At 60.2% G+C, this 16,905-nt stretch carries 15 protein-coding genes; 9 read left to right on the top strand and 6 right to left on the bottom strand.

The window, feature by feature from the left end:
• The 4 genes from MPJ51_RS05585 to MPJ51_RS05600 form a co-directional block, all read right to left on the bottom strand.
• Nucleotides 1-616: FAD-dependent oxidoreductase (locus MPJ51_RS05585; RefSeq protein ID WP_298382988.1), on the bottom strand; the 616-nt coding region annotated here is incomplete at its 3' end.
• A complete protein-coding gene (locus MPJ51_RS05590) occupies nucleotides 613-1,425 on the bottom strand; it encodes a sugar phosphate isomerase/epimerase family protein (RefSeq protein ID WP_298382991.1) in 813 nt (270 codons plus the stop codon). The genes MPJ51_RS05590 and MPJ51_RS05585, both read right to left, overlap by 4 nt.
• Nucleotides 1,422-2,195 (bottom strand): hypothetical protein, encoded by a 774-nt coding sequence (locus MPJ51_RS05595; protein ID WP_298382994.1) that lies wholly within the window; start codon nucleotides 2,193-2,195, stop codon nucleotides 1,422-1,424. The genes MPJ51_RS05590 and MPJ51_RS05595 overlap by 4 nt, the downstream gene beginning before the upstream one ends.
• Nucleotides 2,192-3,235, bottom strand: a complete 1,044-nt coding sequence (locus MPJ51_RS05600) for a hypothetical protein (protein ID WP_298382997.1) — start codon at nucleotides 3,233-3,235, stop codon at nucleotides 2,192-2,194. The genes MPJ51_RS05595 and MPJ51_RS05600 overlap by 4 nt, the downstream gene beginning before the upstream one ends.
• A 323-nt stretch (nucleotides 3,236-3,558) precedes the next feature.
• On the opposite strand from MPJ51_RS05600, the gene MPJ51_RS05605 reads away from it, so the two are divergent.
• The 7 genes from MPJ51_RS05605 (at nucleotide 3,559) to MPJ51_RS05635 (ending at nucleotide 11,568) form a co-directional block, all read left to right on the top strand.
• Nucleotides 3,559-4,881 carry a Rieske 2Fe-2S domain-containing protein gene (locus MPJ51_RS05605; protein ID WP_298383000.1) on the top strand — a complete coding sequence of 441 codons (1,323 nt, stop codon included), beginning with the start codon at nucleotides 3,559-3,561 and terminating at the stop codon, nucleotides 4,879-4,881.
• A gap of 66 nt (nucleotides 4,882-4,947) precedes the next feature.
• Entirely contained in the window at nucleotides 4,948-6,963 is a 2,016-nt protein-coding gene (locus MPJ51_RS05610; protein WP_298383002.1) for a radical SAM protein, read from the top strand.
• 205 nt (nucleotides 6,964-7,168) lie between these two features.
• On the top strand, nucleotides 7,169-7,948 hold the full coding sequence (rfbF, locus tag MPJ51_RS05615; protein WP_298383005.1) for a glucose-1-phosphate cytidylyltransferase: 780 nt from the start codon (nucleotides 7,169-7,171) through the stop codon (nucleotides 7,946-7,948).
• Nucleotides 7,945-9,036: a CDP-glucose 4,6-dehydratase gene (rfbG, locus tag MPJ51_RS05620; protein WP_298383008.1), complete on the top strand. Its 1,092-nt coding sequence runs from the start codon at nucleotides 7,945-7,947 to the stop codon at nucleotides 9,034-9,036. Before rfbF ends, rfbG begins: the two co-directional genes overlap by 4 nt.
• Complete coding sequence (locus tag MPJ51_RS05625; RefSeq protein WP_298383010.1) at nucleotides 9,033-10,277, top strand: class I SAM-dependent methyltransferase; 1,245 nt, start codon at nucleotides 9,033-9,035, stop codon at nucleotides 10,275-10,277. The genes rfbG and MPJ51_RS05625 overlap by 4 nt, the downstream gene beginning before the upstream one ends.
• Complete coding sequence (locus MPJ51_RS05630; RefSeq protein WP_298383013.1) at nucleotides 10,274-11,176, top strand: NAD(P)-dependent oxidoreductase; 903 nt, start codon at nucleotides 10,274-10,276, stop codon at nucleotides 11,174-11,176. The genes MPJ51_RS05625 and MPJ51_RS05630 overlap by 4 nt, the downstream gene beginning before the upstream one ends.
• Nucleotides 11,176-11,568, top strand: coding sequence for a GtrA family protein (locus tag MPJ51_RS05635; protein ID WP_298383016.1), 393 nt, complete (start codon nucleotides 11,176-11,178; stop codon nucleotides 11,566-11,568). Before MPJ51_RS05630 ends, MPJ51_RS05635 begins: the two co-directional genes overlap by 1 nt.
• A 5-nt stretch (nucleotides 11,569-11,573) precedes the next feature.
• Here the strand turns inward: MPJ51_RS05635 and MPJ51_RS05640 are convergent, their stop codons facing one another.
• Entirely contained in the window at nucleotides 11,574-12,542 is a 969-nt protein-coding gene (locus MPJ51_RS05640; RefSeq protein ID WP_298383019.1) for a glycosyltransferase family 2 protein, read from the bottom strand.
• A 203-nt stretch (nucleotides 12,543-12,745) separates the two neighbouring features.
• On the opposite strand from MPJ51_RS05640, the gene MPJ51_RS05645 reads away from it, so the two are divergent.
• Nucleotides 12,746-14,575, top strand: a complete 1,830-nt coding sequence (locus tag MPJ51_RS05645) for a DUF6798 domain-containing protein (RefSeq protein ID WP_298383021.1) — start codon at nucleotides 12,746-12,748, stop codon at nucleotides 14,573-14,575.
• A gap of 5 nt (nucleotides 14,576-14,580) precedes the next feature.
• Here MPJ51_RS05645 and MPJ51_RS05650 read toward each other — a convergent pair whose 3' ends face one another.
• On the bottom strand, nucleotides 14,581-16,011 hold the full coding sequence (locus MPJ51_RS05650) for a hypothetical protein (RefSeq protein WP_298383023.1): 1,431 nt from the start codon (nucleotides 16,009-16,011) through the stop codon (nucleotides 14,581-14,583).
• Nucleotides 16,012-16,231: 220 nt separating this feature from the next.
• On the opposite strand from MPJ51_RS05650, the gene MPJ51_RS05655 reads away from it, so the two are divergent.
• A partial coding sequence (locus MPJ51_RS05655) for a glycosyltransferase family 39 protein (protein ID WP_298383025.1) occupies nucleotides 16,232-16,905 on the top strand: 674 nt, incomplete at its 3' end.

Raw genomic sequence — 16,905 nt, forward strand, 5'->3', positions numbered from 1 at the left:
CCGCCAGCAGGCCGTAAGTGGCGTCAATCACCACCGGGGCGCGAATTTCGCCTTGCCCCGCAATGGCGACGCGGATCGGGCCGGTTTCCGGGGTTATCGCCTCGACCCTTGTGCCGGTAGCGACGGTCACACCTGTCTTCTTCAAACGCAGTTCCAGATCCTTGCGCAGGGCCCGTGCGTTAAAAGCGTATTCGCGGCAGCGCCAGACCCGTGCGACCTCAGCCGGGTTAAAAAGCGCGGCCTCGGTCGGATTTGCCGGTTCGATTGGGGCGCCGAGATCGGTGAACATCTTTTCAAACCGCTGCGGAGTGACGCGCGATCCATGGCGCGCCACCGCGTAGAGCATCGAGAAATCGCCCATGACCGCATCCGGGAAATCGGCAATGAACCGGCGATACAGCGACAAGGATCGCCGCGCCGTCTTGAAGTTGCGCGGATAGTGAAAGCCGGTATGTATCCGCGCCTGATTGACGTATGAAGCGCGTTCCAGCAGCCCGCCGCGTTCCTCTAGCACCACCACGTTTTCGGCAACCGAGCGATAGAACAGCGCCAGGCAGGCCCCATAGAAACCGCCGCCGACGATGACGACATCGGCGGTGTCGGGCAGGCCGTTCATGCGGCGACCTCATCCACAAGATGGCGCAGGGTTTTCAGGCTGTCGAAGAAGGGTTCAGACGTGTCACCGGCGCGCATTTCGAGGGTGACGTGGCCTTTGTAATCCGCGCTTTTTAGGCCTTCTAATATGGCGCGGATGTAATCTTCGTGCGGGGTGATCGGGGCCAGTTGCGGAGCGCTGAAATGGACGTGCCGGATCAGCGGTAAGGCTGCCTGGATCGCGGCGGGGTCTTCTTCGGCCATCATCATATTGCCAGTGTCCAACACCAGACCGACATTTGGGTGATCGACCCGGCGCACCATCTCGGCGGCCTCATCCAGACGGGTCAGGAAATCGCAGCCATAGCCGGTGGCGTTGGCCTCGATACAGAAACAGGTGCCGGTGGCGCGGGCGATGTCGCCGATGCGCCGAAAGATCGGCTCGGCTATTTCGCAGGCGTCGCCAAGGTCTAGATCACCCCGTTTGCGATTGACCGGAGAGCCAAAGACCAGCGGCCCACATCCCAGCGCACCGGCCAGCGACATGACATGGGCCAGATAGGTTTCGAATTCCGTCACTTGCTCGGGCGAGCCGAACATGCGCAGATCAGGTTGCCCGAACAAAAGCGCCTGCATGGACACGATGGGCAGGCCCTGCGCCGCCCAATGCGCGCGAATGGCTTGGGCGTCCTTCTCCGTGGCCGCTGCAACGTCGGAAAACACACGGCCCGGCGCAACTTCCAGCGCCTCGGCCCCGGCGTCAAGCAGGGCGCGCGCGATAGAGGCGTCCTGATCCGCTGTCCAACCGATGTTCGAAACCGCCAGCTTCATGAATGATCCCGTCGCCATTGATCGGCAAACCCGGCGATACCCTGCAGGCATTGCGGCGCGGTTTCCAGATACGGTCCGGATTGCCCCCAGACCCCGGCGTGGCAGGTTTGCATGTCATAAAGAAAGGGCGGCTTGGGCAGTTCCAGATCGTGATCTTGCCCTGTCACCTTCTGGACGACATCGCGGACCGAGACCGGCTCGACCGCCAGATTGACCAGAGACAGATCGGTCTGACAAATCCGGTCGATATCCGGCTTTAGTCGGTTCAGGTGATAGAACTGAAACCGTGATCGCGCGTCAAAGCCGGACAAGCCCCCGCCGGTCAGCGCATCGAAAATCAGGTTTTTCTTCAACCCATTCCCGAACAGTCCGGGCAAGCGCAGAACGCGGCAATCGTCGAACCGGGCGCGCAAGTGGTCCTCGACCCGCAGGCGGTGCAGCCCATAGGCGTGCAAATCATCGGTCGGGGTGGGGCTGCTTTCGTCAACGCCAATCGGGGATTTGTAGACATCCACCGTGGAGATCAGGATCAGACGGCGGGTTTGGACGGTATCCAGAACCTGTAACAGGGGTTCGATCGCGGCCCAGTCGGCCTCGGCATTCTGGTTGGCCCACCATTTGACGGCCTGGACCCCGGCGCAGGTGACGGTGTCAAAGGACTGCCCAGCCATCTCGCGGAAATTCTTTGAGTTGTAGCCGATGTCATAAGCCCCGGTTGCCCACAGGTTATGGCCGACAAATCCCGTGTGCCCGATCAACGCGTGTGTCATGTGTCCTCATCTGCCCCTTCGACATTCAATTCTTCGTCCGAGTGATAAAGATCGCCGCCACTGATCTCGGACACCACATCCGTATCGCGGCGTCTTCGCCCCTGTCGCAGCAATTGCAACAGGCCAAGGCAGATCGCAGCCAGAACGCCAAAGTTGGCCGCGAACAGGGCGGAAAACAGAACCGCCAGCGAGGCCCAGCCCGGCGCCACATCCTGCAACACCAGCCGGGTCGCAATTGCGCCGACGGTTGCCAGAATGCTGAGGAAGGACAGGCAAAGGCACAGCAGCGCAAAGCTGAGGACCAACCGTTCCGAGGACAGCGAGACCAGCTCGGCGCTCAGCCGTGCCTTGTCCGCAAAGCCCGCCAGAAAGGGGCGGCGGGGGCGGCGGCTGACATAGACCCGTTTCTGCGACAGATGGGCGGACAGGTCGAGAATGCGGAAGAATTTCAGAATGCCGCCCATCTGTTCCAGCCGCGACATCGCGGTGCGGGTCAGAACAAAGGCGCGGGCCTGAAAGGATTCCATCTGATGCCCGGTCAGCAGCCGCATGGCCCAGCTCATGACCCGGGCCGTGGTCCGGTCCCGACGCCGGATCAATGTCGGATCGAAGACCGCCTTGACGATGTCATACCGCCCGCCCGCGATGGTTCCGATCAACTGATCCAGCTCATCCTCGGACGCGGCATCGGGGGCCATGCACATGATGTAATCACCAATCGCGTGATGCAGCGCCTGGGCCACCATGTCTTCATAATCGCTCTGCCGGTCGACGCTCAGCACCCGCAGATGTTCGATATCCCCGCCGATCTGGCGCAAGCGGCTGCTCCATTCGGCAGGCGGGTCGGCGGCGATGACAATCAGTTCGTGATAGTCGAACCGCGCCTTGGCAAAGCGCGACATCTGCCGCAGCCCCTGTTCGTCGATGGCGATATCGCCTTCGCCCACAAGAATAAGTGAGATCAGATTGTCACGGCACAGCTGCGCAAAGGCCGATTTTTGCGCCACCTCGTCAGGGCCGGTTTCAACAATCTGGGTCATGTATCGTCCTGCGCCTGAAATCCTGAACCTGAAAACTAAACTCGCACCGCGGCTATGGGACCAAGCATAATTTGTTCGCACCCGCCTGGCTATTGTCGCGCGATCCTTGGGTAAAATTGTTTCTATATCTGCAACAAATCCGCATCTGATTGCTATTTTTGTGCAAATTAGCAGGGAATTATGGCATTCTAAGTGATGATCTTCACGGAAACCGCGCCCGGATCGGATTAGGCGTGATAGGGTAAGGACAGCGTCATTGAATCCCCCGGTGGTCGCCTGGTTGTGGCTGTGCCGGTTTGTATTTGTTTGAGAGGTAACGAGTTATGGGATACCACGACCTGCGATTTGATCAGGGCGAGGGGCTGCAACGGGCCGGTATGGAACGCAAGGTTCTGGACGGCGAGGTATATGTGTTCCGTCAGGCCCTGCAAGCGTTCGACCTATACGATATGTGGCATCAGGCAACGATCCGCGGCATCACCGCCGCCGCAGGGAAAGAGGCGGCCGAGCGGGCTGAACGCGACGGATTTCACCGCATCCACGAATGGGTCTCGCCCACGGAAATTCCGGCGGTCACCGATGCGGTCTATGCCGAGATCGAACCGCTGACCCATGACTTTCTGGACCGGTTCATGAAAGGCACCTTCCCGGATGTCGAGACGTTCTTTTATGAACGCGCGCCGAATGTCCGGTTCCATATTCCTTACGATATTGCCCAGGGGCACAAGAAGGAATTCAACAAATTCGCCAAGGAATACGGTCAGGGCAAGATCGCCGCGCATGGGCCGCATCGCGACAGCTGGCTGGATTGCCCATCGAATGGGATGAACCTGTGGTTTGCGATGGGCCGCATCCGCCCCGGCAATGGATTGACGGTCTATCCCGACGACTATGTGGGCGAATACAAGTTCGAATCCTCTGGCAACATTTCGGACGGGGAAAAGCTGCACAAGGCGCTGACCTTCGATCTGCATCCCGGCGATGTGGTGATCTTTCACACCGACCATGTGCACGGGTCGGAACTGAACCGCACCGATGAAACCCGCTTTGCCATTTCCTGCCGCCTGTCGGTGGACCGGCCCGTGTTTCCGCAACTGCACCACCACAACTATGTCTATTCGGGTTGGAGCGGATCGACCGCCCTGCGCCCGCTGGCGGAATGGCCGGCCAAGCTGCAACCCAGCTATGTGACCAGCCTGGCCCTGCGCGCCCGCAACAAGCTGATCCCGTCAATGGCGCCCGGCGACCCTGATCCAAACCCGGCCGAGATGATCGGAACCCGGACCGAACGCGGATTTGAGGTCGCGCTGGCCGATGTGCCGCCCGGCACCGTGCGCGGTGTCTCGCCCGCGATCTGCGTGGCGCATCTGTCCGAGGGCAACGTGGTGGCCCTGACCCGCCGCTGCCCGCATTCAGGCGGTGATCTGGCCAATGGCTGGGTGGATGGCGAGACGGTGGTATGCCCTTGGCACAACCTGCCTTTTGACGCGAAAACCGGAAAATCGGCCTGCAAGACGCTGCCGAAACTCCGCCGCGTGGCGTGTGAAATCGACGGCGACAAGATCGTCATCGACCCGAAATCCGAGATCAACACCAGCGAGGATAACGAAGTTGAACAATTTACCGAGGCTGCGGCCAGTTCCTGAGGAGGGAAAAAGACAGAAGTAATCTTTGGAATTGGCCGTCACCTCCATCCTTTCGGAGGACGGCAAATGCGAATTTTTCTGGCCGATCTGGGCCACAATCTAGTTACTGAAACCTCTGACACCTACCCGTTGGGTGTCGGAAATCTGGCGACCTACGTACAGGCGCATGCGAACTCTGAGACACCGATCGAGATCGAGATTTTCCGCGATCCGATGGAGTTCAAGGCGGCACTGGATCGGGGCATCCCCGAAATCGTCGGCTTTTCAAGCTATTCCTGGAATCACCGTCTGGCCGAGGAATTTGCCATCTACGTCAAGGATCGTGCGCCCGAAACGCTGACCCTGATGGGTGGTCCGAACTTTCCCCTGACCGATGAGGAACAGGATGACTGGATCAGGACGATGCCGCAGATCGACATCCATGTGCGCGGCCCGACCTATGAAGGGGAACGCGCCTTTCTGAATACCGTGCAGCGTTTTATCGACTGTGACATGTCCATCGACGCCACATGTGCCGAGCCCATCGACGGTGCGATGTGGGTCAGCGGGAACTGTGACACGGTCATTCGCGGCGCCGAGGTTCCGCGCATTCGCGATCTGGACGAAATCCCCTCGCCCTATCTGGCCGGGTATATGGACAAGTTCTTTGACACCGGCCTGTTTGCCCTGATGCAACTGGCACGCGGCTGCCCGTTCACCTGCGCCTTTTGTAACTCTGCGGTGAAATCAAACTCCAAGGTCTTCCGCCATTCGTTCGAGCGCACCAAGGCCGATCTGGATTACGTGGTCAGCCGTATCGACCGGTCCAGCCCCTTGTGCTTTGCCGACGACAATTTCGGCATGTACCTGCAGGATGAAGAGGTCGCCGATTATCTGGGCGGTCTGATGGACCAATATGACTGGCCGAAATACATCCGCACCACGACCGGCAAGAACCGGGGCGACCGTATCATCAACGTCATGAACAAGGCGCGGGGGCGGTTGCCGATGACCTCATCCGTGCAGTCGTTGAACCCAACCGTTCTGAAGAACATCCAACGCGACAATATCAAGCTGGACACCTATGCGGAGATTCAGCAGGAACTGCACGCCAAGGGCATGCAATCCTACGGGGAGCTGATCCTGTGCATGCCAGGCGAAACCAAGGACAGTTTCATGGACGCGGTGGATCAATTGATCGAAACTGGCGTCAGCCGGGTTGCCGCGCATCAGCTGATGCTGTTGCATGGCGCGCCGCTGTCGAACCCGGATTCGCGTGAAAAGTTTGGCTTCAAGACCCGTCACCGCGTCGTGGCGCGTTGCCTTGGCCGTTATACCGGCAACACCGTGGTCGAAACCGAAGAGATGGTGGTCGAAAGCGAAAACTTCTCGTTCCAGGATTATCTGGATACGCGGGTGTTCCACCTGCTGCTGACGATCTTCTACTACGAAGGCAATTTCGAAGAGGCGTTCCATTTCGCCCGCGCACAGGGCATCCGGCCCTATCTGGTCGTGCGTCAGATGCAGGAAAACCTGCCGCAGGCCCCCGCCGAGTTCCGGCAGGCCATCCGCGAATATCTGGACGAAAACCAGGCCGAGCTGTTCGAAACCCGCGAGGATTGCGTGGCCTGGGCGGATGAAAACTATGACGCACTGATCTCGGGCGATCTGGGTGGCAATCTGCTGTCGAAATACGCGATGATCGGGCGCTTTATGATCACCGATCAGGCACTGCTCTTCATGGAAAAGGCCATCAGCGACCTGTTGCCTACGGATGACGCGGTTGCGCATGAGCAACTGACCAGCATCATCACCTATTATCGCTCGATCATGCTGGGCACGCCCTTTGCGGACAGTCTTGAGGAAACGCCCGTCTGGACCACCTGGTACGATATCGAGGCCTGGCGTGACGGGGATTTCAGCACGGCGCTGGAAACGCTGCGGTTCTCCCGCCCGCGCGATTTTGCCACCCGGGTGGACCCTCGGGTCAAGTCCGTATTGCTGAAACGGCTGGATACGTTCGGCGAACATCCCACCGGGTTGGGGCGGTTCACCCGAACCATGTTCGCGCAGGATTTCCGGCGGCAGATTGTGGGATTGTAAAGGGCGCACTGCCAGCCGGTGAAGGCGCGATGGCTGTGCTGCGTTGAGGACAAAGTGAGGCCTGTGCTTCGATTGTCAAAAATGCAGCACCAATCGCGCGTTCAAATCACCCGACCATTTCCCCAAACCCTACGTTAGGTTAAGGTTTTTCCATTGTGCTGCCGGTTTTTGTTTCGCCGGTATTTAAGATTGAGGAAGGGTATTCATGAAATGCGTCATTCTCGCCGGTGGTTTGGGCACGCGCCTTGCCGAGGAAACCGTGCGAATTCCCAAGCCTATGGTCGAGATCGGCGGACGGCCGATCCTGTGGCACATCATGAAAATTTACGCCGCGCACGGGATCACCGATTTCATCGTCTGCCTTGGCTACAAGGGCTATGTGATCAAGGAATATTTCGCCAATTATGTGCTGCACATGTCCGATGTCTCGGTCGATCTGACAACGGGTGAGATCGAGCTGAGCCACTGTGCCTCGGAACCCTGGCGGGTCACGATGATCGACACTGGTGCCAACAGCATGACCGGCGGTCGTTTGCGCCGGGTCATGCCATATTTGCGCGATGAAGAGGCGTTTTGTTTGACCTATGGTGATGGGGTGGGCGACGTGAATATCTCGGCCCTGGTCGATTTCCACAAAGCCCACGGCAAACGCGCCACCGTGACCGCAGTGCCGCCGCCGCGTCGGTTCGGGCAATTGGTGACGCAGCAGGATCGCGTGGTGGATTTCTCGGAAAAACCTTTGGGGGATGGTGGGCTGATCAACGGCGGCTTTTTTGTGCTGTCGCCCGAGGTCGAAGCCTATCTTGAGAATGACAAAACGATCTGGGAGCAAGGCCCGCTGCAGCGTCTGGCTGCCGATGATCACCTGCGGGCCTATGCCCATCCCGGTTTCTGGCAGCCGATGGACACGATCCGCGAGCGGGAGGAGCTGGAAGAGCTCTGGGCCTCGGGCCAAGCGCCGTGGAAGGTCTGGGACAAAGCATGAGCCCCAAGGATGTCAGCCACAATTTCTGGCAGGGCCAGCGTGTTCTGGTCACCGGTCATACCGGGTTCAAGGGCGCGTGGCTGTCGTTGTGGCTAAGCCAGATGGGCGCGAAGGTCACCGGCGTCGGGTTGGCGCCGGACGGTGAGCCGAACCTCTGGGACCTTAGCGCCCAATCCGGAGTGGATCATCACGCGGTCGATATTCGCGACCGGCAGGCCCTGATCAATCTGGTCCGCGACACTCGGCCCGAGATCGTTTTGCATCTGGCCGCGCAATCGCTGGTGCGCCGGTCCTATCACGATCCGGCGGGCACTTTTGCAACCAATGTCATGGGCACGGTGCATCTGCTTGAAGCAATCGCGCTGACCCCATCGGTGCGGGCCTGCGTCGTGGTCAGTTCCGACAAATGCTATGAAAATGCCGAAGACGGGCGCAGCTTTTCCGAAACCGATCCGATGGGCGGGCTGGACCCGTATTCCGGCTCCAAGGGGTGTACGGAATTGGCGACCAACGCCCTGCGGCACAGTTTCTTTGCGCCCTATGCCTCGGGCGGGCATCATTGCCGGATCGCCTCGGCCCGGGCGGGGAACGTAATCGGCGGTGGTGACTGGTCGGTGGATCGGCTGGTGCCCGATATCATTCGCGGCTGTCTTGGCGCGGACGGGCAAGTGGAAATCCGATCCCCAAACGCATTGCGGCCCTGGCAGCACGTGTTGGAGCCACTGCGCGGCTATCTGATGCTGGCGCAGAAACTGTGCAACGGCACCGACGGCGTCGACAGCGGCTGGAATTTCGGCCCCGATGAGGCGGATGAGCGCCCGGTGATCGAGGTTGCCCGCGCATTGGTCGGCGCACTGGGGCAGGGGCGGATCGCCATCGACGTGCCCGACAATGCCCCGCACGAGGCCACGACCCTGCGGCTGGACAGCAGCCGCGCCCGTCAGATCGGCTGGGCCCCAAAGCTGAATTTCGATGATACCATTACAATGGTGGCCGATTGGTATGCAGGCTGGGCGCGGGGCGAGGATGCCCGGGACCTGTGTCTGGCGCAGATTAACGAGTATGAAAACAAAGGGTCCAACCCGTGACGCAAGACCATCCGACATGCCGCCATTGTGGCGCGCCACTGACCCGAACGCTGGTGGATCTGGGCCTGTCCCCGCTGGCCAACTCCTATGTCCCGCCGGACCGCGCCGACGTGCCGTGCCCGGTCTATGACCTGCACGCGCGGGTTTGTGACAACTGTTATCTGGTACAGGTCGAAGATGCGGTTCCCGCAGGTGCGATCTTTTCCGAGGATTACGCCTATTTCTCCAGCTTCTCCGAAAGTTGGTTGGCGCATTGCAAGGCATATGTGGACGCAATCTCGGCCCGGTTGAACCTGGGCGGTGATGATCTGGTGATCGAGATCGCCTCGAATGACGGCTATCTGCTGCAATATTTCGTCGAGCGGGACATCCCGGTTCTGGGGATCGAACCCGCCGCCGGAGTTGCCAACGCCGCCATCGCCAAAGGCGTGCCGACGCGCATCGCCTATTTCGACACGGCACTGGCTGAAACCATGGTGGCCGAGGGCTTGAACCCCGCCCTGATCGCCTCGGCCAACGTGTTGGCGCATGTGCCGGATATCAATGATTTCGTGGCCGGTGTCGCGACCCTGTTACAGGGGAATGCGGTCTGGACTGTGGAATTCCCGCACCTTCTGAACCTGATCGAAAAGGTGCAGTTCGATACGATCTATCACGAACATTACACCTATCTGTCACTGGGCACGCTTGAGACGATCTTTGCCGCCGCAGGTCTGCGCGTGTTTGATGTTGAGGCGCTGAAAACCCATGGCGGCTCACTTCGTCTCTACATCTGCCGTGCCGACTCCACCCGCCCCGAACGGCGGAATGTCGAGAACATGCGCAAGCGCGAACGTCAGGCCGGTTTGGACAGCGCCCGGGGGTATGAAGGGTTCGATGCGCAGGTCCGGTCCGTCCGGCAGGGGCTGTTGTCCTTTCTGCGTGCGGCCCGCGAAGGCAACCGCAGCATCGCCGCTTATGGCGCCGCGGCCAAGGGCAATACCTTGCTGAACTATTGCGGGCTGACCGCCGATGACATCGCCTATTGCGTCGACCGCAACCCGGCCAAGCAGAACAAGCTGCTGCCCGGATCGCATATCCCGGTCAGCCCGGTTGAGCGGTTGTTTCAGGAACGCCCGGATTTCGTGCTGATCCTGCCCTGGAACCTGCGGGATGAAATTGCCGGGCAGCTCAAGGATCTGGCCCGGCAGGGCACGCAATTTGTGGTGCCGATCCCGTCGCTGGAAATCTTCACGCCATGAGCCTCCGGGTTCTGGTGACCGGTGCAAGCGGGCTGATCGGCCCCCATGCCTGTACCGCGCTGAAGGCCCGGGGGTTTGAGGTCATAACGCTCGGTCGCAACGCGCGCTGCGATATCGTGGCCGATCTGCTGGACGACCAATCCCGTCGCAACGCGGTGAAACAGGCGCGGGCCACGCATCTGCTGCATCTGGCTTGGCATGACGACCCGCGCAACCGCTGGTCGGCGCCGGAAAACCTGGATTGGGCCGCCGCGACGATAGATCTGATCCGCGCGTTTTCGGCCCATGGCGGCGAACGCGCCCTGTGTGCTGGTAGCTGCGCAGAGTATGACTTGTCGCCAGCGGCACTGGGCAATGGCGTTTTAACTGAGGACAGCCCGTTGAATCCGGCCAGCCTGTATGGGCGGGCCAAGGCGCAGACCGGTCAGCTTTTGCTGGGCGCGCAGGCCGAACTGGGCCTGTCCATCAGTTGGGGCCGGATATTCTTTTGCTACGGTCCCGATGAGGCCCCCGGACGGCTGCTGAGCGATATCACACGCGGCATCCTGAACGCCGAACGGGTGCCCTGCACCGATGGTCTGCAGCAGCGTGATTTCCTCTACACCCCCGATCTGGGCGAGGCGCTGGCAGCGGTTCTAACCAGCGGTTTGACCGGAGCTGTGAATATAGGCAGCGGCATTGCAACCCCGGTGCGCGATCTGATCATTGGGGCAGCCGATCTGTTGGGACGGTCCGACCTGATCGACCTCGGGGCGCGTCCTCGTCCGCCACAGGACCCGCCGGTGATTTGTGCTGATACCGGCAAGCTACGCTCGATTGGATGGGCGCCGCGGTTCTCTCTGCAAGACGGGCTGCGCGATTGTTTCGAATGTCAGAACCTGCTGGGCGGGGGGCGGTGATGCGGACGGACAAAAGACGGTTTGTCGATTTCGTGCTGGTGGGGCTGCTGAACACGCTGGTCGGATATCTGATCTACGCGGCGCTGGTTTTCATAAGCATCCCGCCGCAACCCGCGCTGGCGTTGGCGTTCTTTCTGGGTGTGCTTTGGAACTTTTTCACCCATGCGAAACTGGTGTTTTTCGACACGCCCACCGGATTGCGCCGGTTGCCCGGTTACGGGCTGTGTTACGTGCTGATCTATGTGTTCAACGCGATCTGTCTGGATTTTGCGCTGAACGCCAACCTCTCGCCTTACCTTGCGCAGGCTCTATTGGCCCCGGTCGCGGCGGTTTTGTCCTTTTTTCTGATCGGCAAGGCCCTGACAGGGCGGTTTCCGTTTACCAAGGCGTAACCGGGTCAGGCAGCATCTTCATCGATATTGATCCGCTCGCGCTCGACCACGATCGGGCCGCGTCGCACCTGATTGTGGATCGAGGTCACATATTCCCCCAACATGCCGATAAAGAACATCTGAATCCCCGACAGGAAGAACAGCGCGGTGATGATCGTGGTCACCCCGCGCGGGGCCAGTTCCGGGTTCACGAAGAACAGCAGCACATTCAGCAGCGCAAAACCGATACAGAAGATCGAGATGAACAGGCCGACAATCGTGCAAAACCGCATCGGCGCACGGGTGAATGAGAAGATACCGTTCAGCGCCTGATCGACCAGCATCGGCAAATTGTGCTTGGACAGACCGCGTTTCCGCTCTTTCCAGACATAAGGCACAATGATGCGCTTGAAGCCCAGCGAGGCGATCATGCCGCGGATGTACGGATACTGATCGTCATGCGCCATCAGGGCATCAAAGACCTTGCGGTCCAGCAGTTGGAATTCGCCCACATTCTGCGTGATCTCGAAATCCGACAGTTTGTTGACGATCCAGTAAAATGCATTGCGGAACGAGCGCATGGAAAAGCTTTCTTCACGCTCGGTCCGTGCGCCGGCCACGACCTCGTACCCTTGTTCCCACAGGTTGACGAATTCGGGCAGAAGTTCCGGCGGGTCCTGCAAATCGACAGGCAGCATCACCAGAACCGCATCGCCGGTGGCGTATTTCAACCCGTTGAAAACAGACCGGAACACTCCGAAATTACGCGCGTTGACCACGACTTTGACGGCCGGGTCCTTATCCGCCAGATCCCGCAGGATCTCGACCGTGCGGTCACTGGAGGCGTTGTCGACAAAGATATGTTCGCGCTGGTAGCCGGACAGTTCGTTTTCGAACAATGCGCGGACCACCTCATAGCAGCGTTCGACATTGTCTTCTTCGTTAAAGGCGGGGGACACCAGTGAAATGGTCTTCATGTCAATTGCTTGGCTCATCGGTTGGCGTGCTGAAATTTCCCGCAGCATAAACGACTGTGGCAGTTTGCACCAAGCATAGGGGTAAATTACGGGATTTGCGAAACAAATAGGTTCTGAATTCTGGATTGTTCAGTAATCCTCTGCATTAATTCCAGTGGATTGGGCGGCGCGCGCCCGCTGCGGTATGAGGGGGAGGCCCCAGAATGCAGGGACGAGTTTGAATGGGTTTGATGACAGCAGATCGCGCACAGCCTGAGCCGGGCCCGGCGCAGATCGTTTTATTATTGGCGTTGATGTCGCTGCTGCCTCTGGTCGGGGCGCAGTTCGGCCACGGCAATCAGGTCGAACAACTGCCCATTGTCGCCCGGCTGGTGGACCCGTCCGCGATGGCCGGGGATTTCTATACCGATCATGCCGCAGGTTTTGGGCCGCGCATCTACTACGCGCGGGTTTTGGCGTGGCTGCACGGGGTTCTGCCAATGCCCGTCATCATGCATGGGTTGATGTGCCTGTTTGCCTTCGTTCTGGGGGGCGTGACCTATCTGGGCGCGCGTCAGATCGTGGGGGCGGGGGTGATGGGCGGCCTGTTGGCGGCGGCCTTGGCAATCACCAATGGCAGCTTCTCGCTCGGGCTGGCCGGGTATCTGCGGTTCGACAGTTTTCAACCGGCCAATATCGCGATTGCGCTGGCGCTGGGCGGGGTAGTCCTGATGTTCGCGGGCCGCCCCTGGCTGGCGGTGATCGGCTTTGCCGCCGCCGCGATGATGCACCCGCTGATCGGGGTTGAGATCGCGGCCATTGCCTTTGCCGCCATTGGGGTCACAAGGTTGATATCGCTGGGGGATCAGACGCTTGTGCGGGCTCTGGCCCCGCTGATCGGCGCCGGGCTGGCTTTTGGAGCGGCGATCTGGCTGTTCTGGGTCTGGCCCGCCCCGGCACCCGAAGGCGTGCCGCTGTCCGATGCCGCGTTCTTCGACATTCTGATCCGCTTCCGCGCCCCGCATCATTATCTGGGGTCCGAATTCTACCGCCGCTCGTGGGTCGAGGCCGGGCTGTTCGTTGCCACAACCTTGATCATTCTTGTCTGGCTGACGCGCCGTTCGGACATGCCAAACGGCACGGGCCTTGCGGTGATCTGCCTGATTGTTCTGGCCACTTGTGCCGCCAGCCTTTGGTTTACGGATGTGCAGCACAGCCGGGTCTGGGCCACCGCGCAGGTGTTCCGGATGCTGATGGTGGTGAAGTGGGTCGGTTTCCTGTTGCTGAGTCGGCTGGTCGCGGACCTTTATGCCAAGGACAGAACCTTGGCTTTGGCCTGCGCCCTGATGCTGTTGCTGGCCAGCGCCGATGCGCAACCCTATGCAATTGTGGTGGTTCTTGTTGCCATGCTCGCCGCGACCCTTGTCCGCCGCCTGTTGGCAGGACAGGCTGCGGGCGTTGTGATCTGGCTGGGCCTTGGCCTTGGGGTCGTGCTAAGTGCCGCGCTGGCATGGCGCTATGGCATCCCGGTCCAATCCCTGCGCGGGGTGTTGGCCTTTGCGCTGATCGCACTGGTGTTGCTGCCATGGCTGCGCCGAGGATTGGTTCTGGCCGTGATCCTTGGCCTGACAGCCCCCGCAGTGTCGATTGTACTGCGCCCGGCGGGCACGTCCTACAGCTGGCTCGATCATCAGGATGCCGCGGCTCAGATTGCGCGGCAGGCAGGTCAACTCAGCCCCGAAGGTGCGATCTGGGCCGTCCCCCCGGATCAGGAGCGTTTCCGCCTGCTCTCGGGTCGCGGCGTCGTGGTCAGTTTCACAGCCATTCCTTTTGACGATGCCGGGCTTGGCAACTGGCATCAGCGGCTTGAGGCATTGTATGGCCCGTTCAGTAAGAATGGCTTTGGCGCGTTGCAGGAAATGCGGGCAGCCCACCGGGCGAACACTGAATGGATCGCCACTGCGCAAGGTTATGGCGCGACACATGCCGTTCTGTATGCAGACACCCCATGGGATGGGCCGATGCTGTATGAAAACGAAAAATTCAAGGCCGTGGCGCTGGGCGCGCCCTGACCCGCCTACTCAGCGGGTAAAGGAAAGATCGACACGACGGCCTCTTCGGGCACGTCCAGCAATACCTTATCCGCGCCGACATCCAATGACGGTAACTCGGCTGAGATCACGTCGCGCCCCGAATAGCTGACACCATAGCGCCCGGCGGGCAGGCCCTGAATGGCGACCGAACCCGCGCGTTTGCTGCGCAATATCAGAACTGTGCCGGGGAACAGACCCTCAGCCGGGTTTTCGAAGGCCAGCCCCAGAAAATCACCATTGTCGGACACCGAACCGATCCTCTGCGCGCCGCGCCGGACATAGCGGAAGTATTGCGCCAATTCGCGCCCCTGATGGGACAGCCCCACCTGCCCATCCTCGGGCGAGCCATAGAGCATCACGCTTTTGGCCGTTTCCTGCGAGGCCGGTGGATGCCGCGCGATGATCGAATAAAGCTGCCAGGCGCTGGCCTGCGCGACGATCAGGTCCTGTATCAGATCGTCAACCCGGCCATTGGTGTATTCCAGCATCTCGACCCGCACGCTCCGGCCCCGGGCGACGTTCCGAATCTCACCCAGGATTTTCGCGCGCCGCCCGGCATAGCGGTGATAGGTCAACGCTCTGGTGCGCTGCCACACGCCCGGAACGCTGATGGCCGACTGGAAAAACCGCACGGCGTTCTGCGCATTCTTGACCGAAGGCAACAGCAGTTCCGGCGTAATGTTCCGAGATTGCAGCCGATCCGTCGCCGCCACCCCGGCCCGTCCGATCTGAATCCCGCGCCAGCCATTGGTGTTTTCGGGCTCCAGAACAACCTCCAGCCCGTCGGGCACCAGCCCGTGGCGGTCCTGCATATGATAGATGGCCTGACTGACCAGCTCGGCATATTCCTCGGGATTGCGGGCGAGGCTGAAATCGCTCTGCTTCTCGCCGCCCCAGCGGAAATCGACCACGCAGAGGTTGATATACAGGGTCTCACCGCGCGCATTCAGGCGCTCCTGCAGCGGTTTGACGATGTTTTCGATCTGAAAATCCAGAAACGAGAACTGGAACCCGCCGGGACGGGCATCGAACGGGTCCGCGTTGTCGTTGATCTTGTGGTAAAAGCGGCTTTTCACCTCGTCATAGCCGATCTCGCCCCGTTCAAACGCGGCCCAGTAATCCACCGGATTTTCCATGCCAGAGCGGATTTCGACCCGCACCCGGTTGATACCGGCCTCTTCGACCAGCGCATCCATGATCCGGTCGTGCAGATCCGCGTCGCGATACCAGCTGCCATCGAAGCGGTCTGCGGCTTTGTCATATTCCCAACCGCGGGCCAGAACCTCCCACCCGGTCATGGTCTGGAAACGAAAGCTGGGGTCGATGGTCAGGGTGGCGTCCTGTGCGCGGGCCGGGTTGATCAGCAGCAGACAGCAGATCAGCGAGATGAAAATATGATGTACCAGCTTGGGCATAAGACACTCTTTCCACAAAACAACCATCAATATCCGGGCAGTCTAGACCGGCTTTGGGGTTTCGAATAGCTGGAAACAATCCCGCCCAAGGCTGTGAACTGACCGCTTAGGCTGTGCCCGGGTTCGCTTTACTGGCTTTGGACTGCGATTTCCGCTAGTCCGGGACGGGATATTTTAGCAATTTGGTGTTATGGGCAGATCATTTTCATCCGATCAGACAATGGCTCCGCCGGTTACCCGTGCCGAGGGTCTGGCGCTGGGCGCAATCCTTGTTCTGGGCCTGATCCTGCGCGTGGCCAATCTGGACAGTGCGCTGTGGTATGATGAGATCACGACCCTGACACGATATGTCAGGCTGCCGCTGGCCGAGCTGTTGACCACCTATGACAGCCTGAACAATCACGTGTTTTTCAGCCTTCAGGGCAAGGCGTCCGTGGTTCTGTTCGGCGAAAGCGCCTGGGCCTTGCGCCTGCCTGCGGTTCTGTGGGGCGTGGCCAGCCTGTGGGCGCTGTGGCTGCTGGCACGCCGCGTGGTGTCCACGCCCGAGGCGCTGATGGCGACGGCGTTGATGGCGGTGTCTTATCACCACATCTGGTTTTCGCAGAATGCGCGGGGTTACACGGGTCTGCTGTTTTTCGGTCTGATCGCTCTGGTCCTGTTGGTCGAGGGTATGCGCAAGCCGCGCTGGGGCCTTTGGCTGGGCTTTGGCCTTACTTTTGCCTGCGCCATGTACACGCATCTGTCGGCGGCATTTTTCTACGCCGCACTTGGATTGGCCTGGGTTCTGAGCTTGCTGCTGGCCCGCTTGCACGATCAGAAGCTGCCGCAAGGCGCGATCATTATGCCTCTGGTCGGGGCGGCGTTGGGGCTGGGGCTGACGGCGCTGATCTATCT

Source organism: Ruegeria sp. (genome assembly GCF_028066395.1).
GTDB lineage: Bacteria > Pseudomonadota > Alphaproteobacteria > Rhodobacterales > Rhodobacteraceae > Ruegeria.